Genomic DNA, 25,767 nt, shown 5'->3' on the forward strand with positions numbered 1-25,767 from the left:
ATAAAAGTGTTAAATGGCCTTAACAGTAATAGTGCATAGAAAAACCCAACAAAACTTGATATTTTTAGACATCATTTATTTGAGGTTAACCATGAGCAGCCTAATCAGAGCCACGTCATTACAAGGTATAGATACGCTAATTAGCGAATTTGGCGGCGATCCGCATGAAATAATGCAAAACTGTAATATTAATAACGTTGACTTTAAAAATCTCGATAACCAATATTTACCTTATCGAGATTACGCTGGGCTATTAGAATACTGTGCTTTTAAGTTCAATTGCTCTAGTTTTGGCCTTAAGCTCGCAAGTAGACAAAATTTTGATATTTTAGGGCATATTGCAATAGCAGCCAAAAGCAGTACTAATTTAGGTGATGCACTTACTTGGGTTATTAAATACCTTCATTTGCACAGCCCTGCACTTAGCTTAAACTCACACCCATTAGAGAATGATAAAAGCGTATTTTTATCATTCGAAATTAATTTAAAACCATTACCGCACATAAGCCAAGTAATTGAGCTCACCATTGGTTTAGCACTGGCTGTTATTAAAAAGCTGAGTAATAACCGCTGCAAACCAATTAATATATTTTTACCAAAAAAATTAAGTACTAATACTCGTGCCTATAACACTTACTTTGGTTGTAACGTTATAGAGCATCGCAACAGCGCTGGTATTGTAATCTTAAAAAGTGATTTAACTCTTGAGCTTGATCACCCTGAACTAAATAAAGTACAAGCAGCGCTAAACTTCTTGGCAAAAAACAAAGAACACACCCAACCATTGCCCAACCAAGTTAGTGCACTAATTAGGCCTATGCTTCCTATTTATCAATGCAGTAACCAAACTATTTCAGCTGCACTGGGTATGCACCCGCGTACTCTGCATCGAGAACTTATCAAACATAATACGAGCTTTGTAAAACTTAAAGATGCCACTCGCCGCGCTTTAGCTGAACACTACTTAGCGCAAAACCAATTTACAATATCGACTATATCTGAGCTTTTAGGGTATCAGGAGCAAGCAACGCTAAGTGTTAATGTAAAACGCTGGTTTGGTTGCTCTCCTAGGGCGTGTCGAACTTTGTGGATTGAAATTTGTTCAATCTAGGGGCGATTTAATCGCGGCGCGAGGTTTGTAACCTAGTGGGCTAAGTAAAAATCGAGCAAAGCTTCCGCGTCCTGCTCACGCCCCTTACCTACATCCATGTAGGCAACAAAGAGTCAATCGTCCCTAGAAAGAACCCATAGGGCAGCGCATGTTTGGCCTTTATGCTGCGTTATCGCCTATTTATAGGGAATAAACACACTACATAGGCTCTGCCTTGCCTAAAAACCAAACACACTGCTGTAAATTCAACCACCAAAGATCAACACGCCCTAAAGCATATAGAACTAAAAAAATGTTAAACTAAACACTCTTATTATTTTTATTTAAGCTAAGGAGTGAGCATGAACTTTGTTATTGTTGGCACCAATTTTATTAGCGACACACTGTTAGCCGCTGCAAATACGTTAAACGATTTTAATTTATATGGGGTGTGCTCGCGCGCAGTATCAAGCGGTGAAGCGTTTTTAGCAAAACACCCACAAAATACACAAGCAAAAATTTTCACCTCAATCGAGCAAGTTTGCCAAGATCAAAATGTTGATGCTGTCTACATAGCCGCCCCTAACAGCTTACATAAACAATACGCTGTTATGTGCCTAGAAGCAGGTAAACATGTCCTTGGCGAAAAACCATCAGCAGCCAATTCTAAAGAGCTTGCAAGTATTATAGCTACAGCAAAAAAGCATCAGCGCCTATACATGGAAGCCATGATGACCACTCACTTGCCTAACTTTGCAGGCCTACAACAGGCAATGGAAAAAATTGGCACACCACGTAAATATATTGGCCAGTACAGTCAATATTCATCACGTTACGATAAATACAAAAATGGCGAACGTCCAAATACGTTTTTACCCGAGTTTGCTAATGGTGCTTTGGTTGATTTAGGGATTTACCCACTGTATTTATTAATTGCACTTTGGGGAGCGCCGCAAAGCGTGAGTGCCAGTGGCATATTACTTGATACAGGTGTAGATGGTGCGGGCGATGTATTACTAAACTACGCAGATAAACAAGCCGTTATTAGTTACTCCAAAATATCGCAAGGCGACAACATAACCGAAATACAAGGCGAGCTTGGACGCATACGTATAGAAGCTGTATCGCAACTAAAAAAGATTGAGTTTATTGCTAATAATGGTGACGTAGAGGTTATATCCCAGCCATTTGATGAGCAGTTTATGAAATACGAAGTTGAGCATTTTATGTCATTAGTGAAGCAAAATATTTTTGAGTCACCCGTTAATACACATATTTTAGCCAGTAACGTAATGAGCGTTCTTGATGAAGCGCGCAAACAGCTTGGGGTTGTGTACCCTAACGACTAATTAAATAAAATATGGGCGTTAACCAACGACAGTTAACGCCCAGAAGAAAGCTTAAATAGCTCTCGTACAACGACACATTTTACAAAACACTTTTAAATAATAGCGATCCCCATCCGTGGGCAATCAAATACTTCTACAACAAACTTAACACTGACAACCTAAACTCGGTTTATTACCAATATTTATTATTCAATAACCTTAAAGCTAACCTAACACATAAAAACATTACCAATCAAGCTGGCCAATTGCATTATTTTGAACTAAATTGGTAATACAAGAATACAACCATTGGTGTATAGTGGTTTTTAACCATAACATCGCGTTAGAATTTTGACATAATAGTGAATTTTGAGGTAACCTCTGGTATTAACAGTTGGTTTTGACTTTTAGGCCCCAGAGGCCATTATTCCTTAAGGTAATGAAGGTAAAGTATGGGTAATCGTCGCTTATTTTGGCGCATAGTTGATAAAATTGAGTCTTTAATAAATCAAGGCGAATTTTCTGCTGGGAGTCGTTTACCACCTGAACGTGAACTTGCAGAAATGTTTGATGTAAGTCGCCCTACCATTAGAGAAGCTATTATCGCATTAGAAGTACGTGGCCGAGTTGAAGTTAAAACCGGTTCTGGTGTATACGTAGTAGAACAAAAAAATACATCTATAAAATCAAAAGAGATCAGTGCATTTGAACTTACGCAAGCGCGTGCATTAATTGAAGGCGAAATTGCCGCTTTAGCTGCTCAAAGCATTACAGAAGAAGAATTAGAGCAACTAAATAAAACATTAATCGCCATGGAAAAAGGCCTTTATGTTGAGCAAGCTGACCGTGAGTTCCATGAAATAATTTCGCGAGCAACACGCAATAAAGCACTTGAGTTTGCAGTATCTAACTTGTGGGATTTACGTTTAACAAACCCACAAATTGTTGCTGACTATAGTAGTGTATGTAAAAACAATAACGAATGCGTTATGGACGAACACACCGCTATTTATACAGCCCTAAAGTCTCATGATGCAAATGCAGCTCGCAGCGCAATGCACAAACATTTTAACCGCTTAATTAATGCTTTATTTGATGCCGTAGAGTCGCGCGCACTTGAAGAAATTAAACGCAAAAATAATGAAAAACGAGGCCTTTACTCTCTTGATGGCTTAGTTAATAAAAGTGCCCATTAGGGCCTTTTAACCAACTGATTAAAGTTAGCAAGCACCTGTTTGCTAACTTTACCTCTTACTTTATCAACCCACCCTATTTAATATTATATTAATTGCACTATTTTTGGTCGCAAACACTTACCTATAAATTTAAAAAAAGATACTATGCCGCCATTAATATCGGGCGGGTTTAGCTTTTATACTCCCTGCATTACATAACTAATTGATAGAGTTACTCAACTCAAGGATAAAAATGCGAGCATCTTCAAAAAGTTATTTACTGGCTATCGTGTGTGTACTGCTTGCAATGATGACCATTCAAACGGGCGCGTCATTTGCAAAACAGCTTTTTCCTATTGTTGGTCCTGAAGGTACAACTGCCCTTAGGCTTGGTTTTTCTGCCCTAATACTTTGCTTAGTGTTTAAACCTTGGAAACACTTACCTACTTCTGGTAATCGTATTTCTATAATTGTGTATGGTTTAAGTTTAGGCGGCATGAACATTTTGTTTTATTACGCCATTGAACGCATTCCACTTGGCATAGGTGTAGCGCTTGAATTTACAGGCCCACTGGCCGTTGCCTTATTTTCATCGCGCCGTAAACGTGATTTATTTTGGGTTGCCTGTGCTATTGCCGGTATTTTGCTTTTACTTCCTGATATGAGCGGCCAAGACAGCCTTGATCCATTGGGTGTTGCACTTGCTTTAGGTGCAGGAGCTTGCTGGGCTGCTTATATATTATTTGGTAAAAAAACGGGCACACAAAGCTCTGGTGGAGCAACTGTCGCATTGGGAATGACCGTTGCCGCTATAGTGCTAGTACCTTATGGCGGTATTTTACAAAGCGCCGCGTTTACATGGGAAATTATCCCATTGGGTATTGGCATTGCTATTTTATCAAGCGCATTGCCTTACACACTTGAAATGGTTGCACTGCGTAACATGCCCTCGCAAGGATTTAGCGTAATGATGAGCTTAGAGCCTGCAATAGCCTCGCTCGCGGGGTTTATTATACTGGGTGAGTTACTTACTTTATGGCAGTGGCTCGCTATTTTACTTGTGATTGTTGCATCTGTTGGTAGCTCGTTTTCAAATGCAAAAAAGCAGGTTGCTTAAGTAAAAACTGTAATCGACTAATTCTAAAAAATAAAGCCACCGCATAAGCAGTGGCTTTTTTGTAGCAACGTAATTAGCTTACCGTCTTACTTTGCTTTTTAGTTGTAACCAAATAGCCAATCAACGAAATAAGCGGCATACCCGTAGCAACCAGTGCAATACCTGTCCAACCACCCGCTTCATATAATGGGCTGGCAATAAGCGAGCCTACTGCGCCACCTACAAATATACTCGTCATGTAAATAGCGTTTAAACGCGCACGGCTTTGTGGCTCTAGTGCATACACTGCACGTTGTCCGAGTACCATATTTGCTTGCACAGCAAAATCAATAAACACACCGGTTAATGCCAAAATTACTATCCCGTAAGGTAACTCAAATAAACTTGGTAAAAAGCAACCAGCCGCTATAACTTTTGCAAGTAACGATACCTGGTGTGTATAGCCCTTATCTGCCAAACGCCCAACAATGGGGGCAGCTACAGCACCTGCAGCACCCACTAGTGCAAACAATGCTATTTCTGATTGGGATAAACCATACTCACGGGCAAGCACAACCGGTACGCTTGTCCAAAATAAGCTGAACGATGCAAACATTAATGCTTGAAAAAGAGATCGTTGGCGCAGCACTGGTTGGCTTATCATTAACTGTTTAAGCGATTTTAATAACTTAAAATACGTTGTTTTATGGGTAGGTTGCCTGCTTGGAATAGCAAAATAAATTACGCCTGCAATAAACACCATACACCCTGCTGCAAAGTAAAATACAGCACGCCAACCAAAGTGATCGGCTATTAAGCTCGATATAGGTCTTGCCAGCAAAATACCTAACAACAGGCCAGCCATAATATTGCCTAAGACTTGCCCGCGTTTTTCGTCAGACGATAAATGCGCAGCAAGCGGAATTAGCACCTGAACAGAAACCGAGCTAATACCTATCATTAAACATAAAATAAGCATTACATTAGGTGAGTCAGCAAGTGCAGTCCCCACTAAGCTTAAAAATGACACACCAAGTGTGATCAACATGAGCTTTTTATTTTCAACTAAATCAGCTAAAGGCACTAAAAAAAACAACCCCAAAGCGTAGCCTATTTGTGTAAGCGATACGATAAGGCTAGCACTGTGTGCACTTAGTCCCACCTCTGGGGCGAGTAACTCAATAATAGGTTGAGCGTAGTAAATATTGGCAACAATAAGGCCACAACACAAAGCAATAATAGTAACGAGTGTATTGCTAAGAGGTTGTGGTGAAACGCCTGTTTGAGTCATGTGTGTCTCTACTTTATAAAAATAATAAAACCCAACCCGCAAACGCGGGTTGGGTTTTGCTTAGGGCGTGTTTTATTTAATTGGAGATGGCTGCCCATGTGGGCTTGAGCGTAAATACTGTTTAGGTGCTGTTACTGTAGCGCCAAGCTCTGCAGCTGCATGCCAAGGCCAATGCGGGTTATATAAAATGCCACGCGCAAGTGCTACGCCATCGGCTTGCTGCTCACTAATAATATCTTCGGCTTGCTGCGCCTCAGTAATTAAACCCACCGCTATAACAGGCATATTCACAGCTTCTTTTATGGCTGTTGCAAACGGCACCTGAAAATTAGGTTTAACAGGTATTTGTTGATCAGGGCTTAGGCCCGCCGTACTTACATGAATAAAATCACAGCCGAGTTCATCAAGCGCTTTACTAAGCACTATCGATTGCTCTAAATCCCAGCCACCTTCAACCCAATCGGTTGCCGAAATACGCACACCAACTGCTTTTTCACTAGGGAATACCGCTCTTACTGCTTTAAACACATCAAGCAATAAGCGCATTCTGTTTTCTAGGCTACCACCGTAGTTGTCATCGCGCTTGTTTGAAAGTGGCGACAAAAACTGGTGTAACAGGTAACCATGCGCACCATGTAGCTCGATTAAATCAAGGCCGAGTTCATCAGCGCGTTTAGCTGCACTTACGAAGTCTTTAATTAATGAGTCAATATCAGATTGGCTCATTGCTTTTGGCACTGGGCTTTTATCGTCATATGCAATTGCCGAAGGTGCGAGCGTTTGCCAGCCATTTACGTCATCAGGTGCAATCGCATCGCCACCGTCCCATGGCTTTTCAGTTGATGCTTTTCGCCCAGCATGTGCTAACTGAATGCCAATAGGCATAGGGCTGTATTGCCTTACTGCTTTTAGACTTTTATCTAACGCTTGTTGTGTTTCGTTATTCCAAAGCCCTAAATCGCCGTAGCTAATACGCCCTTCTGGGTTTACTGCTGTTGCTTCTAAAATAAGTAACCCGGCACCGCTTAAGCTCAATTGGCCTAAATGAATAGTGTGCCAATCGCTAGCAGCGCCATTGTTTGCTGAATACTGACACATGGGTGCAATAATAATACGGTTATTTAACGTTACTTGCCCAAGTGATAAAGGCGAAAATAGTTGGCTCATTGTTAATCCTTAAAAAACACGCACAAAAAAGTGCGGACAAAATAAAAAAGAGAATACGAAGCGGCAATCAAACACGCCCACTCAAAAGCTTATGCAGTCACTTATAATTACGACTATCACTCATAATGGGGATAAAAACACACTTTAATAGTGCTAATAAAAGTATAAGTAATGACATTATGAAATATTAATTTTTAATGTAATAATCTGTTTAACGAGCACGTCATAACACCAGCTTTAAAACATGAATGACTATTTACCTTTAAACAAGGGTGTAATTTTTAACCTAACTGTACCTAATTCCACTAAGCTATTGCTTGTATTGCCTATTAACCAAATAAAAACCCTGAAAATAAGCCATATTTATTCTATAAAAGTGAATTAAAATTCAATTTAAATATTCCCAGCTACTTCACTCCCTGATAAACTGCTTAACTTAATTTACTAATGTAAAACATTTGAACTGGGGATCACTTTTTATGTTTAAACCAAGCTTGTTAACCTTGGCTATTTCGAGCGCTGTTTCTAGCGTATTTTTATTACCAAATGCCGCTCTTGCTCAAGAAGAAGTTGCCGCTAAAAACAAATCACTCGAAGTAATCGAAGTTACAGCAACAAGGCGTAGCGGCTCTGTGCAAAATGCACCGCTAAATATTACAGCGCTTGATGCAGATATTATGAAAGATCAAAATATCAGTGAGCTTGCGGATGTAGCACGCTGGGTACCTGGTTTAACAATTACCGATCAAGGTGGCCGCTCAGGCTCACCTATTATTGTTCGTGGTTTAAATACAAATTCTTCTGGTCCATCGTCAGATGGCGGCACGGTATCTACTTATATAAACGAAATTCCAGTTTCGGTAGATATGCGCTTAGTAGATATTGAGCGCGTTGAAGTATTAATTGGGCCACAAGGCACCCTTTATGGTGCAGGCACATTAGGCGGTGCAATTCGTTACATGCTTAAACAGCCTGAGCTTGATTTTACATCGCTTGAAGTTTACGGCGACCTATTTCAAACAAAAGAAAGTGACTCTTTAGGTGGCGAAGGCGGCTTTATATTTAACCTTCCTATTATTGAAGATAAATTAGCAGTTCGTGCAAGCTTAAACGTATATGAAGATCCGGGTTTTATCGATTACGGTTATGTAGTGCGTGAGCCTGGCGTATCGTTGCCCGATCCAGATTGGAGCGACAGCTCAGCAGTTAATAACAACCTTAAAAATGTAAAAGACGCCAACGGCGAAACCACCACAACAGGTCGTATTTCTGTACGTTTTAAACCAAATGAATCGTTTGAAGGTACGCTTAACTACTTTTACCAAAACCAAGACAGCGAAGGCCGCTCGATTGTTCATTACAACAGTCTTAATGCAAACAACGGTTTAAGCGACGTAATAGGTAAATACGAGTCAGCTTATCGCTTTGAAGAACCTCGCGAGAAAAAAGATCAATTACTAAGCCTTGAACTAAAAGCCGACTTAGGTTTTGCAGAGCTAGTATCGGCTACTGGTATTTCGAGCTTTGATGCCGACGGCCAACGCGACCAAACAGACTTGCTTATTCGTCTTGATTACGGCTATGAAGAGTTTCCTTCGTTTTCAACGTTTACCCGTGAAATTGACGAAGAAGATACCTTCACTCAAGAAATTCGCTTAGTGTCTCAAAGCGACAGCGACTTTAACTGGATTGTAGGTGGCTTTTACAACAAAACAGAAACCGAAGCATCAAGCAGAGAGTTTACGCCTGAGTTTGACCAATTCGCTGTTGATAACTTTGGTGGCGCGCAGCTAAGACCTGACTCGTTAGAATACTTAGAGCTTACAAAAAGTACCGTCACTGAGTCTGCACTATTTGGTGAAGTGGGCTACCAAGTTACCGAAAAATTAGATATTACCATTGGTGCCCGTTTTTACGAATACGATGTAGAGTCGCAAGCTGCTTTTGACTTCCCACTAGCAAATACATTGTATAATGGCGCAGGTCCTGATGAAATAACCGTCGAATACGAAAAAGACGAAGCAGACGATAACGGTAACTTATTTAAATTTAATGCAAAATACCAGTTTACTGACTCTGTAATGGGCTATGTAACAATCAGTGAAGGTTTCAGAATTGGCGGCTCAAACGGTTTAGTGTCTTGTCCTGATCCAATTGTTGAGGATCAACAAACAGGCTGTGGCAAACCTGACGAATTATTATATGAAGCAGACACCACAACAAACTACGAGCTAGGCTTTAAAAGTACATGGTTTAGAAGCCAACTACACTTTAACGCCGCGTTATTTAACGTAGATTGGGATGATGCGCAAATCACGGGCGCTACAGATATAGGCCAATTAACATATATTTCAAACGCAGGCAGCGCTAATGCAAAAGGGGTTGAAATATCAACTCGTGCAATTTTATCTGACTCGTTCTCGGTTTATGCAACTTATGCCTACACAAAAGCAGAGCTAACATCAGACGCCCCATTTTTGTTTAACGCCGATGGCACCGGTGGCGCAGAAGATGGCGACCGTTTACCTGGTTCACCTGAAAACCAATTTTCGATGGGTGTAAACTATCAAACAGATGTGTTTAACGACAAAACGCTTGATATTAACTACGGTTTAACCGCGCAAAGCGATGTACTTTCAAGAGTAGGGCTTCGTGATAACGGCGAAACACTACCAGGTTACAGCTTAAGTAATATATCAGCTAAATTAACGGCTGATGCATGGTCAACTACGCTATATGTTGATAACCTATTCAACAAATACGCGGTTACATCCGTTCGTCGTTCAGATGCAGATATAACATCAGCTAATGGCGCCGACATACAACGTAACTACGGCCATTACATTAATCGCCCGCTTACGGTAGGTGTTAAATTTAACTACAAATTTGAAATATAATTTAAGCGACTTTTAAACAGTCTCACTTTTTAAATACTGTTTTAAGGCTCAAATTTATTTGAGCCTTTTTATTTTCTTTTACAAAATAATAATTACCAAAACCATGCAGCCAAATTTAAAGCAACTTCATCAAAGCGCAATACACTCCCTAAACCAAGGTAAAATAGAGCAAGCACACAAAGCCCTAGTGGAGTTAGTTACACTCAAACCAGACTTTGCTGATGGGTATTTTTTGTTAGCTATGGTTAATTTAACTGTTGGGCAAATACACAAAGCAATAAAGCTCATCGAAAAAGCCCTCACCCTTGGCCAAAGTATTGAATACACCGCGCAACTTGCTAAATGTTACGCACTTACTGGCGAATTACAAAAAGCAAAAAACACCGCACTCTCGGTGCCATTAAAACAAATAACTAAAGCACTTGATGCCGACACACTCGGCGTTGCACTTACTCAAGCAGGCATTCACGAACAAGCACTTAACTACTTTGAGTGCGCTATTAAACTGGCTACAGCAGCTAACAAAGCTCAACCACCGTTTTATTATAACTACGGTGTAAGCGCTAAGTTTTTAGGACTATTTGATAAAGCCCAACACGCTTTTGAAAATGCCATAGCGCTTAACCCGCTGCACCATCAAAGTCATTTTGCATTAAGTGATTTAACTAAAGTAAGTAGGCAAAAAAACCACATTGAACGCTTAAAAAACGTGTTTGAGCAAGTAACGCACCCCGATACAAAACTACATATTGGCCATGCTTTAGCAAAAGAGTATCAAGATCTTGGTGAGTTTTCAGAGGCTTTTACCGCGTTAGAGCAAGGTAAAGTAGCAAAACGTGCTGTGCAGCCGTTTGATCATAAAAGCTCAACTGAGTTATTTGAACATATTAAACGCTTAAGTGAGCAGCATAAACAAGCGCTAACACAAGGTAACCCAACGGCCGAACCTATTTTTGTATTAGGCATGCCCCGCTCTGGCACCACATTAGTTGAGCGTATTTTATCGAGCCACAGCGACGTGCAATCAGCCGGTGAATTACAAGACTTTGGCCTAAGTGTTAAAAAGCTAAGCCAAACGCAAACACCGCATGTACTCGACACTCAAACACTCAGTAAAGCCTACGAGCTTGATTTTAATCAGCTTGGGTCAACCTATTTAAACGCTACACGCGTAATAACAGGCAGCCACAAACACTTTATTGATAAGCTCCCGTTTAACTTTTTTTATATCGATTTAATAACCAAAGCACTGCCAAACGCTAAGATTATTTGCATGCTGCGCGACCCTATGGACACCTGCATTGGTAACTACCGCCAGTTATTTACCATTAATAACCCCTACTACGCGTACTCGCTCGATTTACTCGACACCGCTAAAATTTACAGCCGTTTTTACAAACTAATGCAGCACTTTAGTACCCTGCACAGCAATATAAAATTAGTAAAATACGAAGAGTTAGTCGCACAGCCCGAGCAACAAATTAAAGAGTTAGTCAGCTTTTGTAACTTAGATTGGCAAGCACAATGTATAGATTTTCACTTAAACACCGCACCGGTTTCTACTGCCAGTAAAGTACAAGTACGCCAACCACTTAATAATAAAGCAATTGGCCGCTGGAAAGCATTTAGGCCCCATACTGATGAAATTGAAGAGTACCTTTTAAAACAAGGTATTAGTATTGAGTAATGGTTTTATGGCTTGGGAGTTAAAGGGATGGACTTAGGGATAATACGCTTTGTGCTAGCGTAGGTCGAATAAGCGAAGCGCCATCCTACACTGTAAAATACCTTGTCATTTATTATCAACATTTTATGTTGTCGAGTGGTTGAGCGGACCTTCATTATTCAGTCAATTCAAGAGGAAAAGACCAGGTTGTACATACTGGTAGAGTGAAGGTATCAGCTAAAATTCGTCTACAATGAATGCCTACGCAATGAGTGCAAAAAGTTAACACTCACTGCTGTAAAAGTTTTACGTTGACCCTGCCCCAGTATGAAAAGTTCACTTTCGGGTAGTTAAACCGTGTATTGACGTTTACACAACTCACATTTACACCCAACGTGCTGGTCACTTTGTCCCGTCTAAAACCGCAGCGGGACAAGAGATACGCGCCAATTTTATTTGACTATTAACACTGGGCAACTAGCTTTATTGGCGATCGTTTCTGCAACGTTAACATTCAAAAAATGAGAAAGTCCGGTTCTTCCATGACTGGCAATTACCACCATTCCTATATCACCACTATTAGTCTCATCTAAAATCTCATTAATAGCATCACCATGTCGAATAACCGTTTCAATCTTTAAATCAGTATTCAACTGACCTAATAGCTCGTGCATTTTACTCGCCGCAGCGTCTTCCATATTTTTAGCTAACTCTTGGGGAGTTATCGCAAGGATCATATAATTCTCATTATCTGAAGGCTGATCAACAATGTGTAAAATACGAATGCCTACTTGATATAAATATGCCATTTCAATGGCATATTGCAAAGCATGTGATGCAGTATCAGAAAAATCCGTAGGCCATAAAATATTACCTGTGCGCATATTATTCTCCTTCACAATTTAAAGTCATATTTTTCAAGGATATTACCAACTCCATAAGAATGGACTCGGCTCCATCTCAGCAAGTTAAGTGTAGTGAGTATTAAAGGGTTATCTATTGATTACGATCAATAAATAACAATTAGGCACTAAAAGTAACAATACCTCATCAATTTATGCTTCTTGATTTGGCTGTGATTGCGGGGTTTATTACTCTGGTTGTCGTTGTTGTTTTTTTTATAAGATAATCAATATTTGGAATAATTGGGGCTGATAGACAGTTTTTCGCTCACAGATGAACTCACACATAAGCAGTCATTGATGACCCCTGATGTGTGAAGTCCAGATTTGACCTTATTCGTTCTTGAATTGGATCATATAAACAGTAAACAAGCCAGTGCTTTAATTGGAGTCGCACCAATAAACAAAGAAAGTGGGCGATTTAAAGGTCATCGAAAAACACAAGGTGGACGACCGCAAGTGAGAACCGTTTTGTACATGGGAATGATGTCAGCGATGCAATCAAACCCTGCTTTTAAAGCAACATATCAGCGGTTATTAGCCGCAGGGAACCTCAAAAGTTGCCATTATTGCATGTATTAGAAAGATGATTGTTATCTTAAACTCAATGCTAAGAGATGGTGTTTTATGGGAAGCGCCAAAGTTACAAATTAACTATTGACGACATACTCTCTTGGTATATACCTTTTAAAAATTTTAGATTACTCAGGCTTAAATGCATCACGTAACGTACGAGGAACACTATTAAACCATGATGAAACTTCTTGAGGAAGATTTTTGGCGTCTGGTTCAATACGATATAGAGTACAATCTTCCCCTACATTTCCAGGGAGTTTTAATAACTGTTCTTCAAATTGTTCAAGTTCAGGCAAACTACAATAAGAGTAAAGGTGATCATTGTTGTAAAAAGTCTTAGGAGGAAAAGTTTGTTTTATTAACATACTTAGCGGAATAGTTTTTGAAGTTGTGTCTTTAAAGTAAGTTGGTAAGTCTAGTTTTATAAATATTAAGTCATTTTTTATATCAATGATGCTTTGTTCAGTCATGAATTTATTCCTTTAATTATTCAAATTTACAGCAATATTTGCCAAGGTATATAACGCCTCGCTCACCAGAATTTTGGGAGCAAAGCGAGTAAAGTTTCTGTGTGTAGCGACTTGTTATATTTTTTGTACACCCATTTCGCTATAAAAACTATTCTCTATTTCATTAGCTCTACTGCCATTAATCTTTGAGTAATCAAATTTATATTTTAACTCCATGGATGCTAACTGAACAGCAGAATGAATAAGTTCTAAATCAATTTCAGCGCCAAAATGATATAGCTCTTTCATAATTGTTGTGTATTTTGATGCATAATATCTAACAAAATAATGCTCGTCACTTAGGTTGTTAATCTCTAATAAAGCAATTACGTATCGTTGTAATCTTAACGTAAGGCTTTGTGTATAAGTTCGATATATTGCGTGTTCTTCCCTAACTCCAAACTTTATTAAGTGCGGAACAATTTCGTCAATTTTTAGAGTTGGATTAGTTATCATCGAAAAATGATGACAAACTTCTGATTTTCTCGGATGAGTTAAGTTCGAACTTAATAAATTTCTAACGTCTTGAGCTGGAAAAGTAATTGATAAAATATCTTTGATTTCTTCTTCACATTTGTTTAGCTCACTGCTCAATTGACTAAAAACAAAAGCTATCCTCGTTCGGTTTAAATTGTGTACAACAGCCCAAAGTGAAAATAATGCAACTGCTGCTGAAATACACTTTATAGGAAAAGAAAAAATCGTCGTGAAGTTGGTGAAACCATTTGAGCTAAAACTAAATTCTAGAGATCCTTCATTACAAAGGATTGAGAAGTAACTTATTATCGAGATTGAGAAAATAGTGAACATTAACCAAAAGATGGTTTTCTCAACTAAACCTAGATGATTTTTTTAATGCTTCCTTTCAAGGATTGTGCTCCGAACTTCTTAGAAAATATAACAGCTTATTGAACACCATTTTGGTGGTTATAACACAGCAAAACGGCGTATGTTACATACCATGATAATTTCACTAATAATTACCTTTGTAAACAAGCAATTAAAACAGCTAGAAATTAAGCATGTTATTTTGCCCCAAAACGGCGTTTAATAATGTTATTGGACAAAATTAGATTTCCACACAAAACACAGGAATAAATTTAACTTTTTCAGTGTCCGGTTATCGCTCTAAGCCAACTAATAGCTACATGCAATTTGCAGATACTCAATACTCTAAAGCAGCATAATTGCACTAATATTAGTTACAAATCGTTACTCGAATACACACTTAAAATAGGGAATTTATAATCGGCAAACGATACAGTTACCGATTGTGTTTCGTTACCTTTAAAACCGAGTTTAAATTCAATTGGCATGAATCGGCTGCCGTCAGCAAAAAGTGCAAGTATGTGTTCCTCGCCTAATTCTCGATTGCCTGACGATAAGTTAGTAAGTGTTATAACAGCCCAGCGTTCGCCCTCTTCATTGCTCATTAATACATAATTAACGATTTTAAAATCCCCTTTTTTAGGGGTTATGTTGCTATCGTTTGCAAACGATAAGTGCATGCTATTTGGTACTGCACGGTCAACATTTAGCGCGTTGATAGAGTCAGCTTGGGTTGCCCACGAAAGCACCAATAAAATAATCACTAAGACTTTATTCAATGTTAGTTCCTTTTTATTACCTAGTAAATTACCTAATAAATTACGTAACAAATTACATAACAATAACTGTTTAAATTATATTCGCATTCCATACCTATTATGTAAACAAACAATCATCGCAATTTTACCCAGCGCTTTGGCTGCGCCACTACAGACTAAGCGCTCATTCAGTGTGCTTGCGCTACTTTAGGGTAATAACGAGTGATAAGAGTAAATAATTCAAAGCTAACTTAAAGTGAAAAGCGCGATTAAACAGGAGTATAAACGTATGGCAAGCACACATAAAAACTCAACAATGGGTTTATCTGATCCCAGTAATAGCATTCAAGTAAGAGGGGCACGCGTTCACAACTTAAAAAATGTAGACGTTGATTTACCTCGTAACGCATTGGTTGTTTTTACAGGAATATCGGGCTCTGGAAAATCGTCGCTTGCGTTTGGAACGCTGTTTGCTGAGTCGCAGCACCGCTATCTTGATTCAGTATCGCCTTACGCCCGAAGGTTGATAGATCAAGTTGATGAGCCCGATGTTGATTCTATTGAAGGGCTACCGCCTGCAGTTGCTTTGCAGCAGCAACGCGGCGCACCGTCGGTTCGTTCATCAGTTGGTAGCATAACAACTATTTCTAACGCGCTACGCATGCTTTACTCTCGTGCTGGCGATTATCCCAAAGGGCAGGGTATTTTGTATGCCGATGCATTTTCGCCAAATACGCCACAAGGTGCGTGCCCAGAATGCTCAGGGATCGGTCGAGTGTTTGAAGTAACCGAAAAGCTACTTGTGCCAGATGATACAAAAACTATTCGCCAGCGCGCCATAGTCGCGTGGCCACCAGCATGGCAAGGTAAAAATTTAAGCCGAATTCTTACTTCCCTTGGTTATGACATAGACACGCCTTGGAACAAACTTTCTAAAAAAGCACGCGATTGGATTTTATTTACCGACGAAACACCTACTGTGCCTGTATATCCAGATTACACCTATGAGCAAACACAAAATGCGATAAAAAATAGCGAAGATCCAAGCTACATGGGAACTTTTTCAAGCGCTAAACGCTTTGTTTTACAGTCTTTTGCTACTACCCAAAGCCCGCGTACAAAAAAGCGCGTATCGCAGTTTATGCAAATATCGCAGTGCCCTACTTGCCAAGGTAAAAAATTAAAACAAGCATCGTTAAGTGTTAAATTTGCAGAGCTCGATATTGGCGAGCTATCTCAACTTACATTAAACGAGCTTGCTAAAAAGCTAAGTAACGCCGCTAATACCAAAGTAAATAAAAATACAAAGAATCCAGAACAAGCCATTGTTACGCAGCGCATTGCCAGCGATATTCTCACCCGAATTGAAGCGCTAACCATGCTTGGTTTAGGGTACTTGTCGCTTGAGCGCACAACGCCAACGCTCTCACCCGGAGAGCTACAACGATTGCGACTTGCCACACAAATTCGTTCTAAACTATTTGGTGTTGTTTACGTGTTAGATGAACCTTCAGCGGGTTTACACCCTGCCGACACTCAAGCCTTGCTAAAAGCACTCGATGAGCTAATAGCGGCTGGCAATTCTGTATTTGTAGTTGAGCACGATGTTAGTGTTGTTAAACATGCCGATTGGATTGTTGATGTAGGCCCTGATGCAGGTGTGCATGGTGGCGAGATTATTTACAGTGGCCCTGTTGAAGGGTTAAGAAAAATAAAAAACTCGCACACCGGTCGTCACCTTTTTGCTAAAAACACCAGTCAAGAGTCTACTCAAAACAGCGCGCAAAAAAAGGAGCAAAGGCAGCCTAAAGCGTGGTTAAAATTGGCTGATATTGAGCGTAACAATCTTAAAAAACTCAATGCAGAATTTCCACTGGGTGTTATGACAACCGTTACTGGGGTTTCGGGCTCTGGTAAATCAAGCCTAGTAAGCCAAGCGTTAGTAGAACTTGTTTACGAAGCGCTTGGGCAAAAAGTAATACCGGAAGCGCCAACCGACGAAGCCGACCTACTCGAACAAGAGCTGCAAACACACACCAGCGGACAAATTATTGAAGGTATAAATAATATAAGCCGCCTGATTACCGTCAATCAAAAAGCGATTGGCCGTACCCCTCGATCAAATTTAGCTACCTACACGGGTTTGTTTGATCATGTGCGTAAACTATTTGCTTCAACCCAAAAAGCAAAAGAGCGCCGTTATGATGCTGGTCGCTTTTCATTTAATGTTGCTAAGGGTCGCTGTAAAAACTGTGAAGGCGTTGGCTTTGTAAGTATAGAACTACTGTTTTTACCTAGCGTTTATTCACCTTGCCAAGTATGTCATGGTAAACGTTATAACGAGCAAACACTTGAGGTTACATATCGTAATAAAAACATAAGCGATATCCTCAATTTAACGGTTGAATCGGCGTATACCTTTTTTGAAAATGAACCTGCGATACTGCGAGCACTCGATGCACTTATGCAAGTAGGTCTTGGGTATTTGCGTTTAGGACAACCTGCAACTGAGCTTTCTGGCGGTGAAGCGCAGCGTATTAAATTAGCAACAGAGCTTCAACGTGCGCAGCGCGGTAACACACTTTATATTCTTGATGAGCCAACTACAGGTCTGCATCCATCGGATGTATCAATGTTAATGTCGCAGTTAAATAAATTAGTTGATGCTGGCAATACCGTTATTATGGTTGAACACGATATGCAAGTAGCCCGAAATAGTGACTGGGTGATTGATGTAGGCCCTGGTGCTGGTGAAGAAGGCGGCTTAATTGTAGCGCAAGGTTCACCCGAAAAAGTGGCAAGCGTAAAGGCGAGTAAAACCGCACCATTTTTACTTAAATAGTTAATGGGTGACGCTTTTAGTTGTATAAAAGCGTCATCTATATATGGTAGTTAACGCTGAAAATAACGGCTTGAGATAGATTAATTATCCAAAGTTCAGGTTTACTAATACATCCCGTTTTTATCTTGGTAACCAATCTGAAATAGCTTTACCTATTTCATTCGGCGAATCTTCTTGAATATAGTGAATACCGCTTACGGTTACCTCAGTTAGGTTTGGCCATGTGCGCACAAAGTCTCTTGCGTAACCAACTAAAAAAGCACCCGGTTCAGCATTAATAAATAGCTTTGGAATATTGTGAGAGTTAGCTAAATAGCTCGCATAGCTTTTAACTAAAGCCACGGTATCGGCAGGCTCTCCAGCAATGGGCAGTTGGCGGGGCCCTGCTAAAATTGCACGGCGATCTTCTCCTGCATTTATAAAGGGTCTACGATACTCATCATGCTCTGCCTGCGTTAATTTGCGTGCAATGGTCGCTGGTAATATTGTTTCAATAAAAAAGTTGTCATTAAGCACCATTTTTTCACCCTCAGCTGAGCGCATAGTGCCAATGGGTCCGTGCAAATCTTTAGGAAAATCGTCCCATGTTGGAAAGTCAGTAACAATTGCTTCCATAAACGCAATTGCTTTTACAGCATCACGATGTGTATTAGCCCAGTTAAAACCAACGCCTGAATCCCAATCGTGCAGCACCAAGGTAACGTTATTATTTACACCCAACGCTTCTAAAAGTGCAAATGTGTATTTGCTGTTTTCAGCAAGTGAGTAGCTGCCCTCATGGGTGTTATCTAACTTTTGCGAATCTCCTAATCCAATCATATCGATAGCAATTAAACGCCCTTTTCCTTGCAAATAGGGCATAACGTTTCGCCAAAGAAAGCTAGATGTAGGGTTACCATGTAAAAACACAATAGGATCACCTTCGCCTTCATCTATGTAGGCCATTTTTTTATCTAATACAGTTTTAAACTTTTTTGTATAACGTAATGTTTCTGAATCATTTTTCATTTAATTATATCGCTCTATTCAACTGATGAGCTGGCGGTAAATCCTCGCTCATCTAATTTGTGTAATATTCGAAGTAGATTAACTAATTTCGAGTTAATATACATGACTGAGTCACACAATAAATGAGAGCGCTTAATTTGCCACTATATTTATATGATCGAATCACATATAATTAAGTTTATGAAAAATGAAAAATATATATCAAATTTAATCGGCACGTTTGCTACTTCTGTTTCTAATGACATTGAAAAACAGATTGCCGAATTAGGCGGGCGAAGCCTAAGCCACGAAGCGGCACTGGTCACTATTTACAATCATCCGAATGAAACCATTGATGTACTAAGCAAGGTTTTAGGCTTAACGCATTCTGGTGCAGTTAGATTAATAAATACACTTGAAAAAGAAGAACTTGTAGAAAGGCGAAAGTCAGTAAAAGATGCCCGCTCTGTTGTTTTATGCGTAACGGATAAAGGAAGTAAAAGGGTTGAACTAGTACTAAGCAGCAGAGAAACAGCCACCTCTAAAATACTAAACAACTTTAATGATGAACAAAAACAAAGCTTTTTAAGTTTGATAGAAATAGCACTTAGCAGCCTAACAAGCGAGCAGATCGAGGCACGTAAAATATGCAAATTATGTAACGAAGGTGTATGTCGTAAACAAGGCTGCCCGGTAGAAAGTGCTATTAAATAGCTCATATAATGCTGAGCTATTTAAAATAAAGCCCTATTAAACATCTCTCTTAATATTTAATTAAATGACAAAATATTTAACGTTAGACGATGTTAAATTATTTTTCTAAACAAAGAATGCGTATTAGCCCAATGCTAACCACACACCTACTGCAACCATTAAGCTACCGGCAATACGGTTCATCCATTTTATATTATCGCCACGAGCTAAAAATAAACGTAAGCTTTTACCGCCTGTTGCGTAAGCTAACATACTTAAAAACTCGGTGGTCATTATAACGCCAAGCAATACTAAAAGCTGAGGGGCTACAGCATGCTCAACACTAATAAACGGCGGTAATAACGAGATCATAAACGCCCACCCTTTAGGGTTAGCAATTGCGGTTACAAAACCTTGCGTAAATAACGACTTTCTACTTACGTCACTTGGTTTTGAGGTATCGACCGACATTTTTCCTTTGGCTCGCCACATATTAAAGCCTATATAAATTAAGTACGCACCGCCAACCCATTTTAAAATAGCGAACGCATCTGGGTAATTTAGCATTACGCTTGCAACGCCTAATACCGCAGCTATAGCAACACTTGCTACACCTAACAGCTCACCTATCATCATCCATAATGTGCGGCGCACGCCAATGCTCATACCGAGTGTCATGGCAAGGGTCATACACATACCTGGCGTTATCGACACAAAAAAGAAGGTAGGAATAAAAACCGCAAGTGCTGCTACATCAATCATTAATTTACTCTCATATTAAAAGCAAAAACGCGGCTATAAGTAGCCGCGCTGTTGCTTACTCTGGTTATTACTATTGCCCAGCACTTACCACGGGTTCAGTAATAACCTCTACTGGCTCTGCTGTATCATTTAACAAATACTTATCTAACCACTGTTCTTGTTCCCACAATACATGCAATAAGCTTTTACGCGCACGGTAACCATGTGCTTCATATGGGAGCATCACTAAGCGAGCATCTTTACCTAAACCTTTTAGGGCTGCGTACATGCGCTCACTTTGCATTGGGAAAGTGCCGTGAGATTGAGGGTGGATCTTCTTGCACCCCACCCCATATGTAAAAAGCATCTATTGCCCAGTACTTACCATTGGTTCAGTAATGACCTCGACAGGCTCTGCTGTATCATTTAACAAATACTTATCTAACCACTGTTCTTGTTCCCACAACACATGTAATAAGCTTTTACGCGCACGGTAACCATGTGCTTCATAAGGGAGCATTACTAAGCGAGCATCTTTACCTAAACCTTTAAGAGCTGCGTACATGCGCTCACTTTGCATTGGGAAAGTGCCCGAATTAGGATCTTCCTGACCGTGGATCATTAGCATTGGTTCGTTAATTTTTTCAGCGTGAAAAAACGGCGACATATTAGCGTACACACTTTGTGCTTGCCAAAAATCACGCTCTTCTCCTTGAAAACCAAACGGCGTTAATGTGCGGTTATACGCGCCACTGCGGGCAATACCTGTTTTAAATAAATCGCTATGAGCCAATAAGTTAGCAACCATAAATGCACCGTATGAGTGCCCTGCTATGGCTATTTTGTTTTTATCGGCAATACCTTTTTTAACCAATACATCAACAGCTGCTTGTGCGCTGGATACTAGCTGCTTTCTAAAGTTATCGTTTGGCTCACTGCCATCAATACCCACTATTGGCATTTTAGGGTCGTCAAACACGGCAATCCCTTTGGCAAGGTAAGGCATAGGACCCCAATAGCCAATGTAGGTAAATGCGTAAGGCGACTCGCGAACTTGCGATGCTACGGCTTTATCTTTGTATTCAAGTGGGTAAGCCCACATAAGTACAGGTAACGGGCCTTGTGTTTTATCGTACCCTGGTGGTAAATAAAGCGTACCCGAAAGCTCAACACCGTCGTCGCGTTTATAACGTAATTGCTCTTTAGTTACCCCTTTAAATGCAGGATACGGATGCTCAAATGTCGTTAATTGCGTTAGCGTGTCGTTATCTAAATTGCGTATAAAAAAGTTAGGTTGCTCAGTTTTAGATTCACGAATAGTAATAAATCGCTCACCTTCGTCGTCAAGCAGAGCGCGTACACGCTCGTAGTATGGCGCTTCTGATTGCCATAAACGCTTGCTGCTATTTGTTTTAACATCGTATTGATCTAAAAACGGCACATTACCTTGCTCTGAAGCACCATTACCGCGCAGGTAAATATAACGCCCGCCTACAATTTTAATCACGTTTGCGCCTAAATCGTTGCGCTCGTAAATTGCATTACCTGGATCTTTATACGCGTCGTTGTAACTACGCTCTGAAAACAAAACGCGGTTTCTGTCGGCATTTCGTGGCTGTACTATGTAAGTACGTACTTGGCGATCGCTAAAGCGCCAGTCTGTCAGCATTGCTACGTTTTCGTTGCCCCACTCCATTCCTGCATAACGGCGTTCTACTTTGGCAAATAATTTAGGCTCGCGTTTAAATGGTGCACGCAAGCTGTATACATAATCATGATGCTCAACGTCAGTTTTCATGTCGCCGCCATCTTGCGCCTCGGCCCAAATAACTTCAGCGCCCTGATCGGCTCGCCATTCAAAATTACGGCGGCCTGTGCGTACACTGTCGTAACCTTGTGGAATGTTATCGGCAAGTGGTTGTTTTGCCAGCTCTGCTAATGCATAGCCGCGCATGCCCCATATTTGCCACGTGCTTGCAAAGCGGCTGTAAGGCACTTGATACGAAAACGGCTCATTAATACCGGCGACTAATATATTGGTAGAATCAGGTGATACCGAAAATGATTTAAATAAAGAAGGGCTACCTATTGCTTGAGTATTACCATCAAGCGTTACGTAAGCCAATTGCCCTTGGCCGTAAAATTTAAATTGTGATTCATCAAACGGGCTTGTTAATAAATTTTGGTAAGTACGTGCAGGCGCTTTTTCGCCAGTACTTTGTTGAATAACAGGCACTACATTTTGGCTGTTATTTTCAAGCCTTGACTTGCCAAAGTTAACAGCGAGGTTTGCAACAATGGCGCTGCTATCTGGCAGCCATTTATATGGTGATGCAGTTAGTACCGAATTTAATGCAGCACTAGTTAACTCTTTTGCTTGTTTGGTTTCAACGCTGTAAAGCCATAAATTGGCTTGGGCTGGTTGCTCAACAATAAAGGCTAAATATTGACTATTAGATGACCATTTAGGTGAGCGAATAATGCCATTAGGTAAGTTGTTAATGCTAATAACTGATCCGCTTTGAACATGCTTTAGCTCCACGGCACTAAATTTGGCACTCACACGAGAGCGCGAAAAATTAGCGGGGTTTAGCTTAATACCAGCAAGCTTAAGCTCTTCTTTTGCAAGTTCATCAAGGGTTACTACACGTTTGCGTTCAAAAAGCGCTAACCACTGGCCATCGCTCGATAAGTAACTAGTGGGTGCTAACTTAGCGTCAACCAATGCTGCAAGTTCAGGTGATGGGGTTTGATAGCCCTGCTCGGCGTAACTTGTTGGTACTAATGCCGCACAACAAATAAAGGCAACTAACAGCCTAAAAGCGCTCATGTTTTTATCCTTTTGTTATTTTTTACTCTTATAAGCGTATATAAACACGTTTTGCTTTGTTCATAAAGTATTAAGGTAAGTTAAACACCTCTAAAAGATGACTTAATAGTGCTGATTAAGCTAAACTACAGCGCTATTTATTCACCACTGCGGTACTTAAAATACAATGCATAACAAAGCCAAATCAGTCACTATTTTTGATGTTGCAGAGCGTGCTGGTGTATCAAAATCAACCGTATCTTTGGTACTTACCCAAAGCGATAAAGTGGGCAATAAAAGTAAACAAAAAATACTAAAAGCGATTGATGAGCTTGGTTACGTTTATAATCGTGATGCCGCTGCTATGCGCTCAAAGCGCTCAAATTTAGTGGCCATAGTAATAAACGATTTAACTAACCCAACTATGGCGCAACTTACTACCAGCCTACAACTTTTGTTAAACGAAAGTGGCCTACAAGCCATGATTGTAAGCAGTAATAATAGTCTTGAACTACAAGCAAACGCAGTTAAAAACTTAAAAGAATACAACGCTGCTGCATTTATTATTTGCCCCGTTGCTAATACTTGCTCCAAATGGCTTGATACGCTCAGCGCGCAACACAAAGTAATTACCGTAATGAGTGAAGTGCCTTTTAGCGCAGCTCCTTGTGTATTACCCGACTATAAAAAAGCCAGCCACGTAGCCAGTATGCATTTGCTCGCACAAGGCGTGACAAACATTGCATTTATAGGCAGTGAACTTACTTTAAATGATTCACAAGCACTACAAAGTGGCTTTAATACCGCTTGCGCGCAGCACAGCATTAATCCATTAGCCCCCATTCACTGCGCAGTAAACACAGCCCTTAGCGCTAAAAATGCATTTATAGAAGCATATAAACATAACCCAACATTAAACGCAGTGGTGTGTTCAAACGATATTATTGCTCAAGGTGTTATTGCCGCTATTAACTCATTAACTCATCACTGTATTAAAGTAGTGAGTTGCCACCATATTCCTAATAGCGCGGTTATAAATAATCACTTAACCACCGTGGCTATAAGTACAACCGATATAGCCAAGCGGTGCCTTTTAATACTGCAAGAGCTACTACAAAATACAGCCCCGCCAGTAAAAACACTGGTAAATGTAAACTTACAAATTAGAGATTCTAGCCAATGAAAAAAGTGCTGGTAATTGGCTACGTATGGCCAGAGCCAAATTCGTCTGCTGCGGGAACGCACATGATGTCGTTATTAAATGCATTTAGAGCGCAAAACTGGGACGTTGAATTTGCAACGCCCGCGCAGCGCACCGATCACATGGTAAACCTTGACGACTTCGGCATAACCAGCCAAAGCATTGCATTAAACTGCGACAGCTTTGACGAATACGTTAAAGCCTATAATCCAGATATAGTCATGTTTGACCGTTTTATGATGGAAGAACAATTTGGCTGGCGCGTCGATAAGCATTGCCCACACGCAATTAAAATTTTAGATACCGAAGATTTACAGTGCCTACGTAATGCTCGCCACGAAGCGTTTAAAGGTGAGCGTGACTTTACAACCAGCGATTTACATTCAGACATAGCAAAACGCGAAATTGCCGCTATTTTACGCTGCGACCTGAGCTTAATTATTTCAAGTTATGAAATGAGCCTGCTAAACAGCGTATTTAAAATAGAGCCAAGCTTATTACACCATTTACCGTTTATGGTTGACTTAAGCTCACTGCCTACAAGTACAAAAAAGTTTGAGCAGCGCCAGCACTTTATGACAATAGGTAACTTTAGACACGCGCCAAACTGGGATGCTGTACTTTACTTACAAAAAATATGGCCACTTATTCGCAAGCAACTCCCAAAAGCAGAACTACATATTTATGGCTCTTACCCACCACCAAAAGCCACGGCACTAAATAACCCTAAAACCGGTTTTTTAATAAAAGGCTGGGCTGATAATGCGTTTGATGTAATGCAAAGTGCGCGTGTATGTTTAGCTCCACTGCGCTTTGGTGCAGGCATTAAAGGTAAATTGCTTGAAGCCATGATAATGCAAACACCCAGCGTTACCACTAACATTGGCGCAGAGGGCATGCATAACGATTTACCATGGCCTGGTAAAATAGCCAACACAGCCGATGACTTTGCCAACGCTGCCATTGAAATGCACAACAATCAAAGTGACTTTGAACAAGCGCAGCAAGATGGTAATACACTCCTTAATACGCTGTACGATAAAGCCCAATTAAGCGCTGCGTTAATCCAAAAAATTGATTCAATAAGTTGCGATTTAAGCGCTCATCGCGAAAAAAACTTCACAGGCCAAATGCTCAAACATCATACAATGCGCAGCACTCAATACATGTCGCAATGGATAGCTGAAAAAAATAAAAAATTAGATTAAAAA

20 protein-coding genes and 1 pseudogene are annotated in these 25,767 nt (G+C 40.2%); 11 read left to right on the forward strand and 10 right to left on the reverse strand.

What is annotated here, in order from left to right; genetic code table 11:
* Positions 1-91: 91 nt before the first annotated feature.
* The 4 genes from BW142_RS05785 (at position 92) to BW142_RS05800 (ending at position 4,710) form a co-directional block, all read left to right on the forward strand.
* Entirely contained in the window at positions 92-1,111 is a 1,020-nt protein-coding gene (locus tag BW142_RS05785; protein WP_076924220.1) for an AraC family transcriptional regulator, read from the forward strand.
* A gap of 341 nt (positions 1,112-1,452) precedes the next feature.
* A complete protein-coding gene (locus BW142_RS05790; RefSeq protein ID WP_076924221.1) occupies positions 1,453-2,439 on the forward strand; it encodes a Gfo/Idh/MocA family oxidoreductase in 987 nt (328 codons plus the stop codon).
* 431 nt (positions 2,440-2,870) lie between these two features.
* Entirely contained in the window at positions 2,871-3,614 is a 744-nt protein-coding gene (locus BW142_RS05795; RefSeq protein WP_024600585.1) for a FadR/GntR family transcriptional regulator, read from the forward strand.
* Between the two features lie 232 nt (positions 3,615-3,846).
* On the forward strand, positions 3,847-4,710 hold the full coding sequence (locus BW142_RS05800) for a DMT family transporter (RefSeq protein ID WP_076924222.1): 864 nt from the start codon (positions 3,847-3,849) through the stop codon (positions 4,708-4,710).
* A 73-nt stretch (positions 4,711-4,783) separates the two neighbouring features.
* Here the strand turns inward: BW142_RS05800 and BW142_RS05805 are convergent, their stop codons facing one another.
* Positions 4,784-5,980 carry an MFS transporter gene (locus BW142_RS05805; protein WP_076924223.1) on the reverse strand — a complete coding sequence of 399 codons (1,197 nt, stop codon included), beginning with the start codon at positions 5,978-5,980 and terminating at the stop codon, positions 4,784-4,786.
* Between the two features lie 72 nt (positions 5,981-6,052).
* Positions 6,053-7,147, reverse strand: coding sequence for an NADH:flavin oxidoreductase/NADH oxidase (locus BW142_RS05810; RefSeq protein WP_076924224.1), 1,095 nt, complete (start codon positions 7,145-7,147; stop codon positions 6,053-6,055).
* 479 nt (positions 7,148-7,626) lie between these two features.
* Between BW142_RS05810 and BW142_RS05815 the strand changes: the two genes are divergently transcribed.
* Together BW142_RS05815 and BW142_RS05820 are read left to right on the forward strand one after the other, a co-directional pair.
* Positions 7,627-10,044 carry a TonB-dependent receptor gene (locus BW142_RS05815; protein ID WP_076924225.1) on the forward strand — a complete coding sequence of 806 codons (2,418 nt, stop codon included), beginning with the start codon at positions 7,627-7,629 and terminating at the stop codon, positions 10,042-10,044.
* Positions 10,045-10,147: 103 nt separating this feature from the next.
* Entirely contained in the window at positions 10,148-11,731 is a 1,584-nt protein-coding gene (locus BW142_RS05820) for a tetratricopeptide repeat-containing sulfotransferase family protein (protein WP_076924369.1), read from the forward strand.
* Between the two features lie 431 nt (positions 11,732-12,162).
* On the opposite strand, the gene BW142_RS05825 is transcribed toward BW142_RS05820, so the two are convergent.
* Positions 12,163-12,594, reverse strand: a complete 432-nt coding sequence (locus tag BW142_RS05825; protein ID WP_076924226.1) for a universal stress protein — start codon at positions 12,592-12,594, stop codon at positions 12,163-12,165.
* A 363-nt stretch (positions 12,595-12,957) separates the two neighbouring features.
* Here BW142_RS05825 and BW142_RS05830 point away from each other — a divergent pair.
* A pseudogene (locus BW142_RS05830) lies at positions 12,958-13,273 on the forward strand (transposase); the annotation flags it as partial.
* Between the two features lie 40 nt (positions 13,274-13,313).
* On the opposite strand, the gene BW142_RS05835 reads toward BW142_RS05830, so the two are convergent.
* The 3 genes from BW142_RS05835 to BW142_RS05845 all read right to left on the reverse strand — a co-directional run bounded on the left by BW142_RS05835 (position 13,314) and on the right by BW142_RS05845 (position 15,304).
* Complete coding sequence (locus tag BW142_RS05835; protein ID WP_076924227.1) at positions 13,314-13,658, reverse strand: hypothetical protein; 345 nt, start codon at positions 13,656-13,658, stop codon at positions 13,314-13,316.
* A 114-nt stretch (positions 13,659-13,772) separates the two neighbouring features.
* Complete coding sequence (locus BW142_RS05840; RefSeq protein WP_076924228.1) at positions 13,773-14,507, reverse strand: hypothetical protein; 735 nt, start codon at positions 14,505-14,507, stop codon at positions 13,773-13,775.
* 392 nt (positions 14,508-14,899) lie between these two features.
* The gene (locus BW142_RS05845; protein WP_083707560.1) at positions 14,900-15,304 is read right to left on the reverse strand and encodes a hypothetical protein; all 405 of its coding nucleotides are present in this window, start codon (positions 15,302-15,304) and stop codon (positions 14,900-14,902) included.
* 268 nt (positions 15,305-15,572) lie between these two features.
* On the opposite strand from BW142_RS05845, the gene uvrA reads away from it, so the two are divergent.
* Positions 15,573-18,125 (forward strand): excinuclease ABC subunit UvrA, encoded by a 2,553-nt coding sequence (gene uvrA / locus BW142_RS05850; protein ID WP_076924371.1) that lies wholly within the window; start codon positions 15,573-15,575, stop codon positions 18,123-18,125.
* Between the two features lie 120 nt (positions 18,126-18,245).
* On the opposite strand, the gene BW142_RS05855 is transcribed toward uvrA, so the two are convergent.
* Positions 18,246-19,133 carry a haloalkane dehalogenase gene (locus BW142_RS05855; protein WP_076924229.1) on the reverse strand — a complete coding sequence of 296 codons (888 nt, stop codon included), beginning with the start codon at positions 19,131-19,133 and terminating at the stop codon, positions 18,246-18,248.
* Positions 19,134-19,313: 180 nt separating this feature from the next.
* On the opposite strand from BW142_RS05855, the gene BW142_RS05860 reads away from it, so the two are divergent.
* Complete coding sequence (locus BW142_RS05860) at positions 19,314-19,826, forward strand: MarR family transcriptional regulator (RefSeq protein ID WP_076924372.1); 513 nt, start codon at positions 19,314-19,316, stop codon at positions 19,824-19,826.
* 123 nt (positions 19,827-19,949) lie between these two features.
* Here the strand turns inward: BW142_RS05860 and BW142_RS05865 are convergent, their stop codons facing one another.
* The 3 genes from BW142_RS05865 to BW142_RS05875 all read right to left on the reverse strand — a co-directional run bounded on the left by BW142_RS05865 (position 19,950) and on the right by BW142_RS05875 (position 23,376).
* Positions 19,950-20,567 (reverse strand): LysE family translocator, encoded by a 618-nt coding sequence (locus BW142_RS05865; protein WP_076924230.1) that lies wholly within the window; start codon positions 20,565-20,567, stop codon positions 19,950-19,952.
* Between the two features lie 70 nt (positions 20,568-20,637).
* The gene (locus BW142_RS05870) at positions 20,638-20,913 is read right to left on the reverse strand and encodes a hypothetical protein (RefSeq protein ID WP_143475908.1); all 276 of its coding nucleotides are present in this window, start codon (positions 20,911-20,913) and stop codon (positions 20,638-20,640) included.
* The gene (locus BW142_RS05875) at positions 20,914-23,376 is read right to left on the reverse strand and encodes a prolyl oligopeptidase family serine peptidase (RefSeq protein ID WP_076924231.1); all 2,463 of its coding nucleotides are present in this window, start codon (positions 23,374-23,376) and stop codon (positions 20,914-20,916) included.
* 166 nt (positions 23,377-23,542) lie between these two features.
* On the opposite strand from BW142_RS05875, the gene BW142_RS05880 reads away from it, so the two are divergent.
* On the forward strand, positions 23,543-24,538 hold the full coding sequence (locus BW142_RS05880) for a LacI family DNA-binding transcriptional regulator (RefSeq protein ID WP_076924232.1): 996 nt from the start codon (positions 23,543-23,545) through the stop codon (positions 24,536-24,538).
* Positions 24,535-25,764, forward strand: coding sequence for a glycosyltransferase (locus tag BW142_RS05885; RefSeq protein WP_076924233.1), 1,230 nt, complete (start codon positions 24,535-24,537; stop codon positions 25,762-25,764). Before BW142_RS05880 ends, BW142_RS05885 begins: the two co-directional genes overlap by 4 nt.
* The last annotated feature ends 3 nt before the right edge of the window (positions 25,765-25,767 follow it).

Source organism: Pseudoalteromonas sp. EB27 (genome assembly GCF_001974875.1).
In the GTDB taxonomy this organism is placed as follows: Bacteria; Pseudomonadota; Gammaproteobacteria; order Enterobacterales; family Alteromonadaceae; genus Pseudoalteromonas.

Bases quoted from the DNA above. Each gene is read 5' to 3' on its own strand.
- BW142_RS05820 (WP_076924369.1), top strand. From the start codon at position 10,148: ATGCAGCCAAATTTAAAGCAACTTCATCAAAGCGCAATACACTCCCTA.
- BW142_RS05870 (WP_143475908.1), bottom strand. From the start codon at position 20,913: ATGCTTTTTACATATGGGGTGGGGTGCAAGAAGATCCACCCTCAATCT.
- BW142_RS05800 (WP_076924222.1), top strand. From the start codon at position 3,847: ATGCGAGCATCTTCAAAAAGTTATTTACTGGCTATCGTGTGTGTACTG.
- BW142_RS05815 (WP_076924225.1), top strand. From the start codon at position 7,627: ATGTTTAAACCAAGCTTGTTAACCTTGGCTATTTCGAGCGCTGTTTCT.
- BW142_RS05825 (WP_076924226.1), bottom strand. From the start codon at position 12,594: ATGCGCACAGGTAATATTTTATGGCCTACGGATTTTTCTGATACTGCA.
- BW142_RS05795 (WP_024600585.1), top strand. From the start codon at position 2,871: ATGGGTAATCGTCGCTTATTTTGGCGCATAGTTGATAAAATTGAGTCT.
- BW142_RS05875 (WP_076924231.1), bottom strand. From the start codon at position 23,376: ATGAGCGCTTTTAGGCTGTTAGTTGCCTTTATTTGTTGTGCGGCATTA.
- BW142_RS05810 (WP_076924224.1), bottom strand. From the start codon at position 7,147: ATGAGCCAACTATTTTCGCCTTTATCACTTGGGCAAGTAACGTTAAAT.
- BW142_RS05885 (WP_076924233.1), top strand. From the start codon at position 24,535: ATGAAAAAAGTGCTGGTAATTGGCTACGTATGGCCAGAGCCAAATTCG.
- BW142_RS05835 (WP_076924227.1), bottom strand. From the start codon at position 13,658: ATGACTGAACAAAGCATCATTGATATAAAAAATGACTTAATATTTATA.
- uvrA (WP_076924371.1), top strand. From the start codon at position 15,573: ATGGCAAGCACACATAAAAACTCAACAATGGGTTTATCTGATCCCAGT.
- BW142_RS05860 (WP_076924372.1), top strand. From the start codon at position 19,314: ATGAAAAATGAAAAATATATATCAAATTTAATCGGCACGTTTGCTACT.
- BW142_RS05880 (WP_076924232.1), top strand. From the start codon at position 23,543: ATGCATAACAAAGCCAAATCAGTCACTATTTTTGATGTTGCAGAGCGT.
- BW142_RS05865 (WP_076924230.1), bottom strand. From the start codon at position 20,567: ATGATTGATGTAGCAGCACTTGCGGTTTTTATTCCTACCTTCTTTTTT.
- BW142_RS05840 (WP_076924228.1), bottom strand. From the start codon at position 14,507: ATGTTCACTATTTTCTCAATCTCGATAATAAGTTACTTCTCAATCCTT.
- BW142_RS05855 (WP_076924229.1), bottom strand. From the start codon at position 19,133: ATGAAAAATGATTCAGAAACATTACGTTATACAAAAAAGTTTAAAACT.
- BW142_RS05805 (WP_076924223.1), bottom strand. From the start codon at position 5,980: ATGACTCAAACAGGCGTTTCACCACAACCTCTTAGCAATACACTCGTT.
- BW142_RS05785 (WP_076924220.1), top strand. From the start codon at position 92: ATGAGCAGCCTAATCAGAGCCACGTCATTACAAGGTATAGATACGCTA.
- BW142_RS05790 (WP_076924221.1), top strand. From the start codon at position 1,453: ATGAACTTTGTTATTGTTGGCACCAATTTTATTAGCGACACACTGTTA.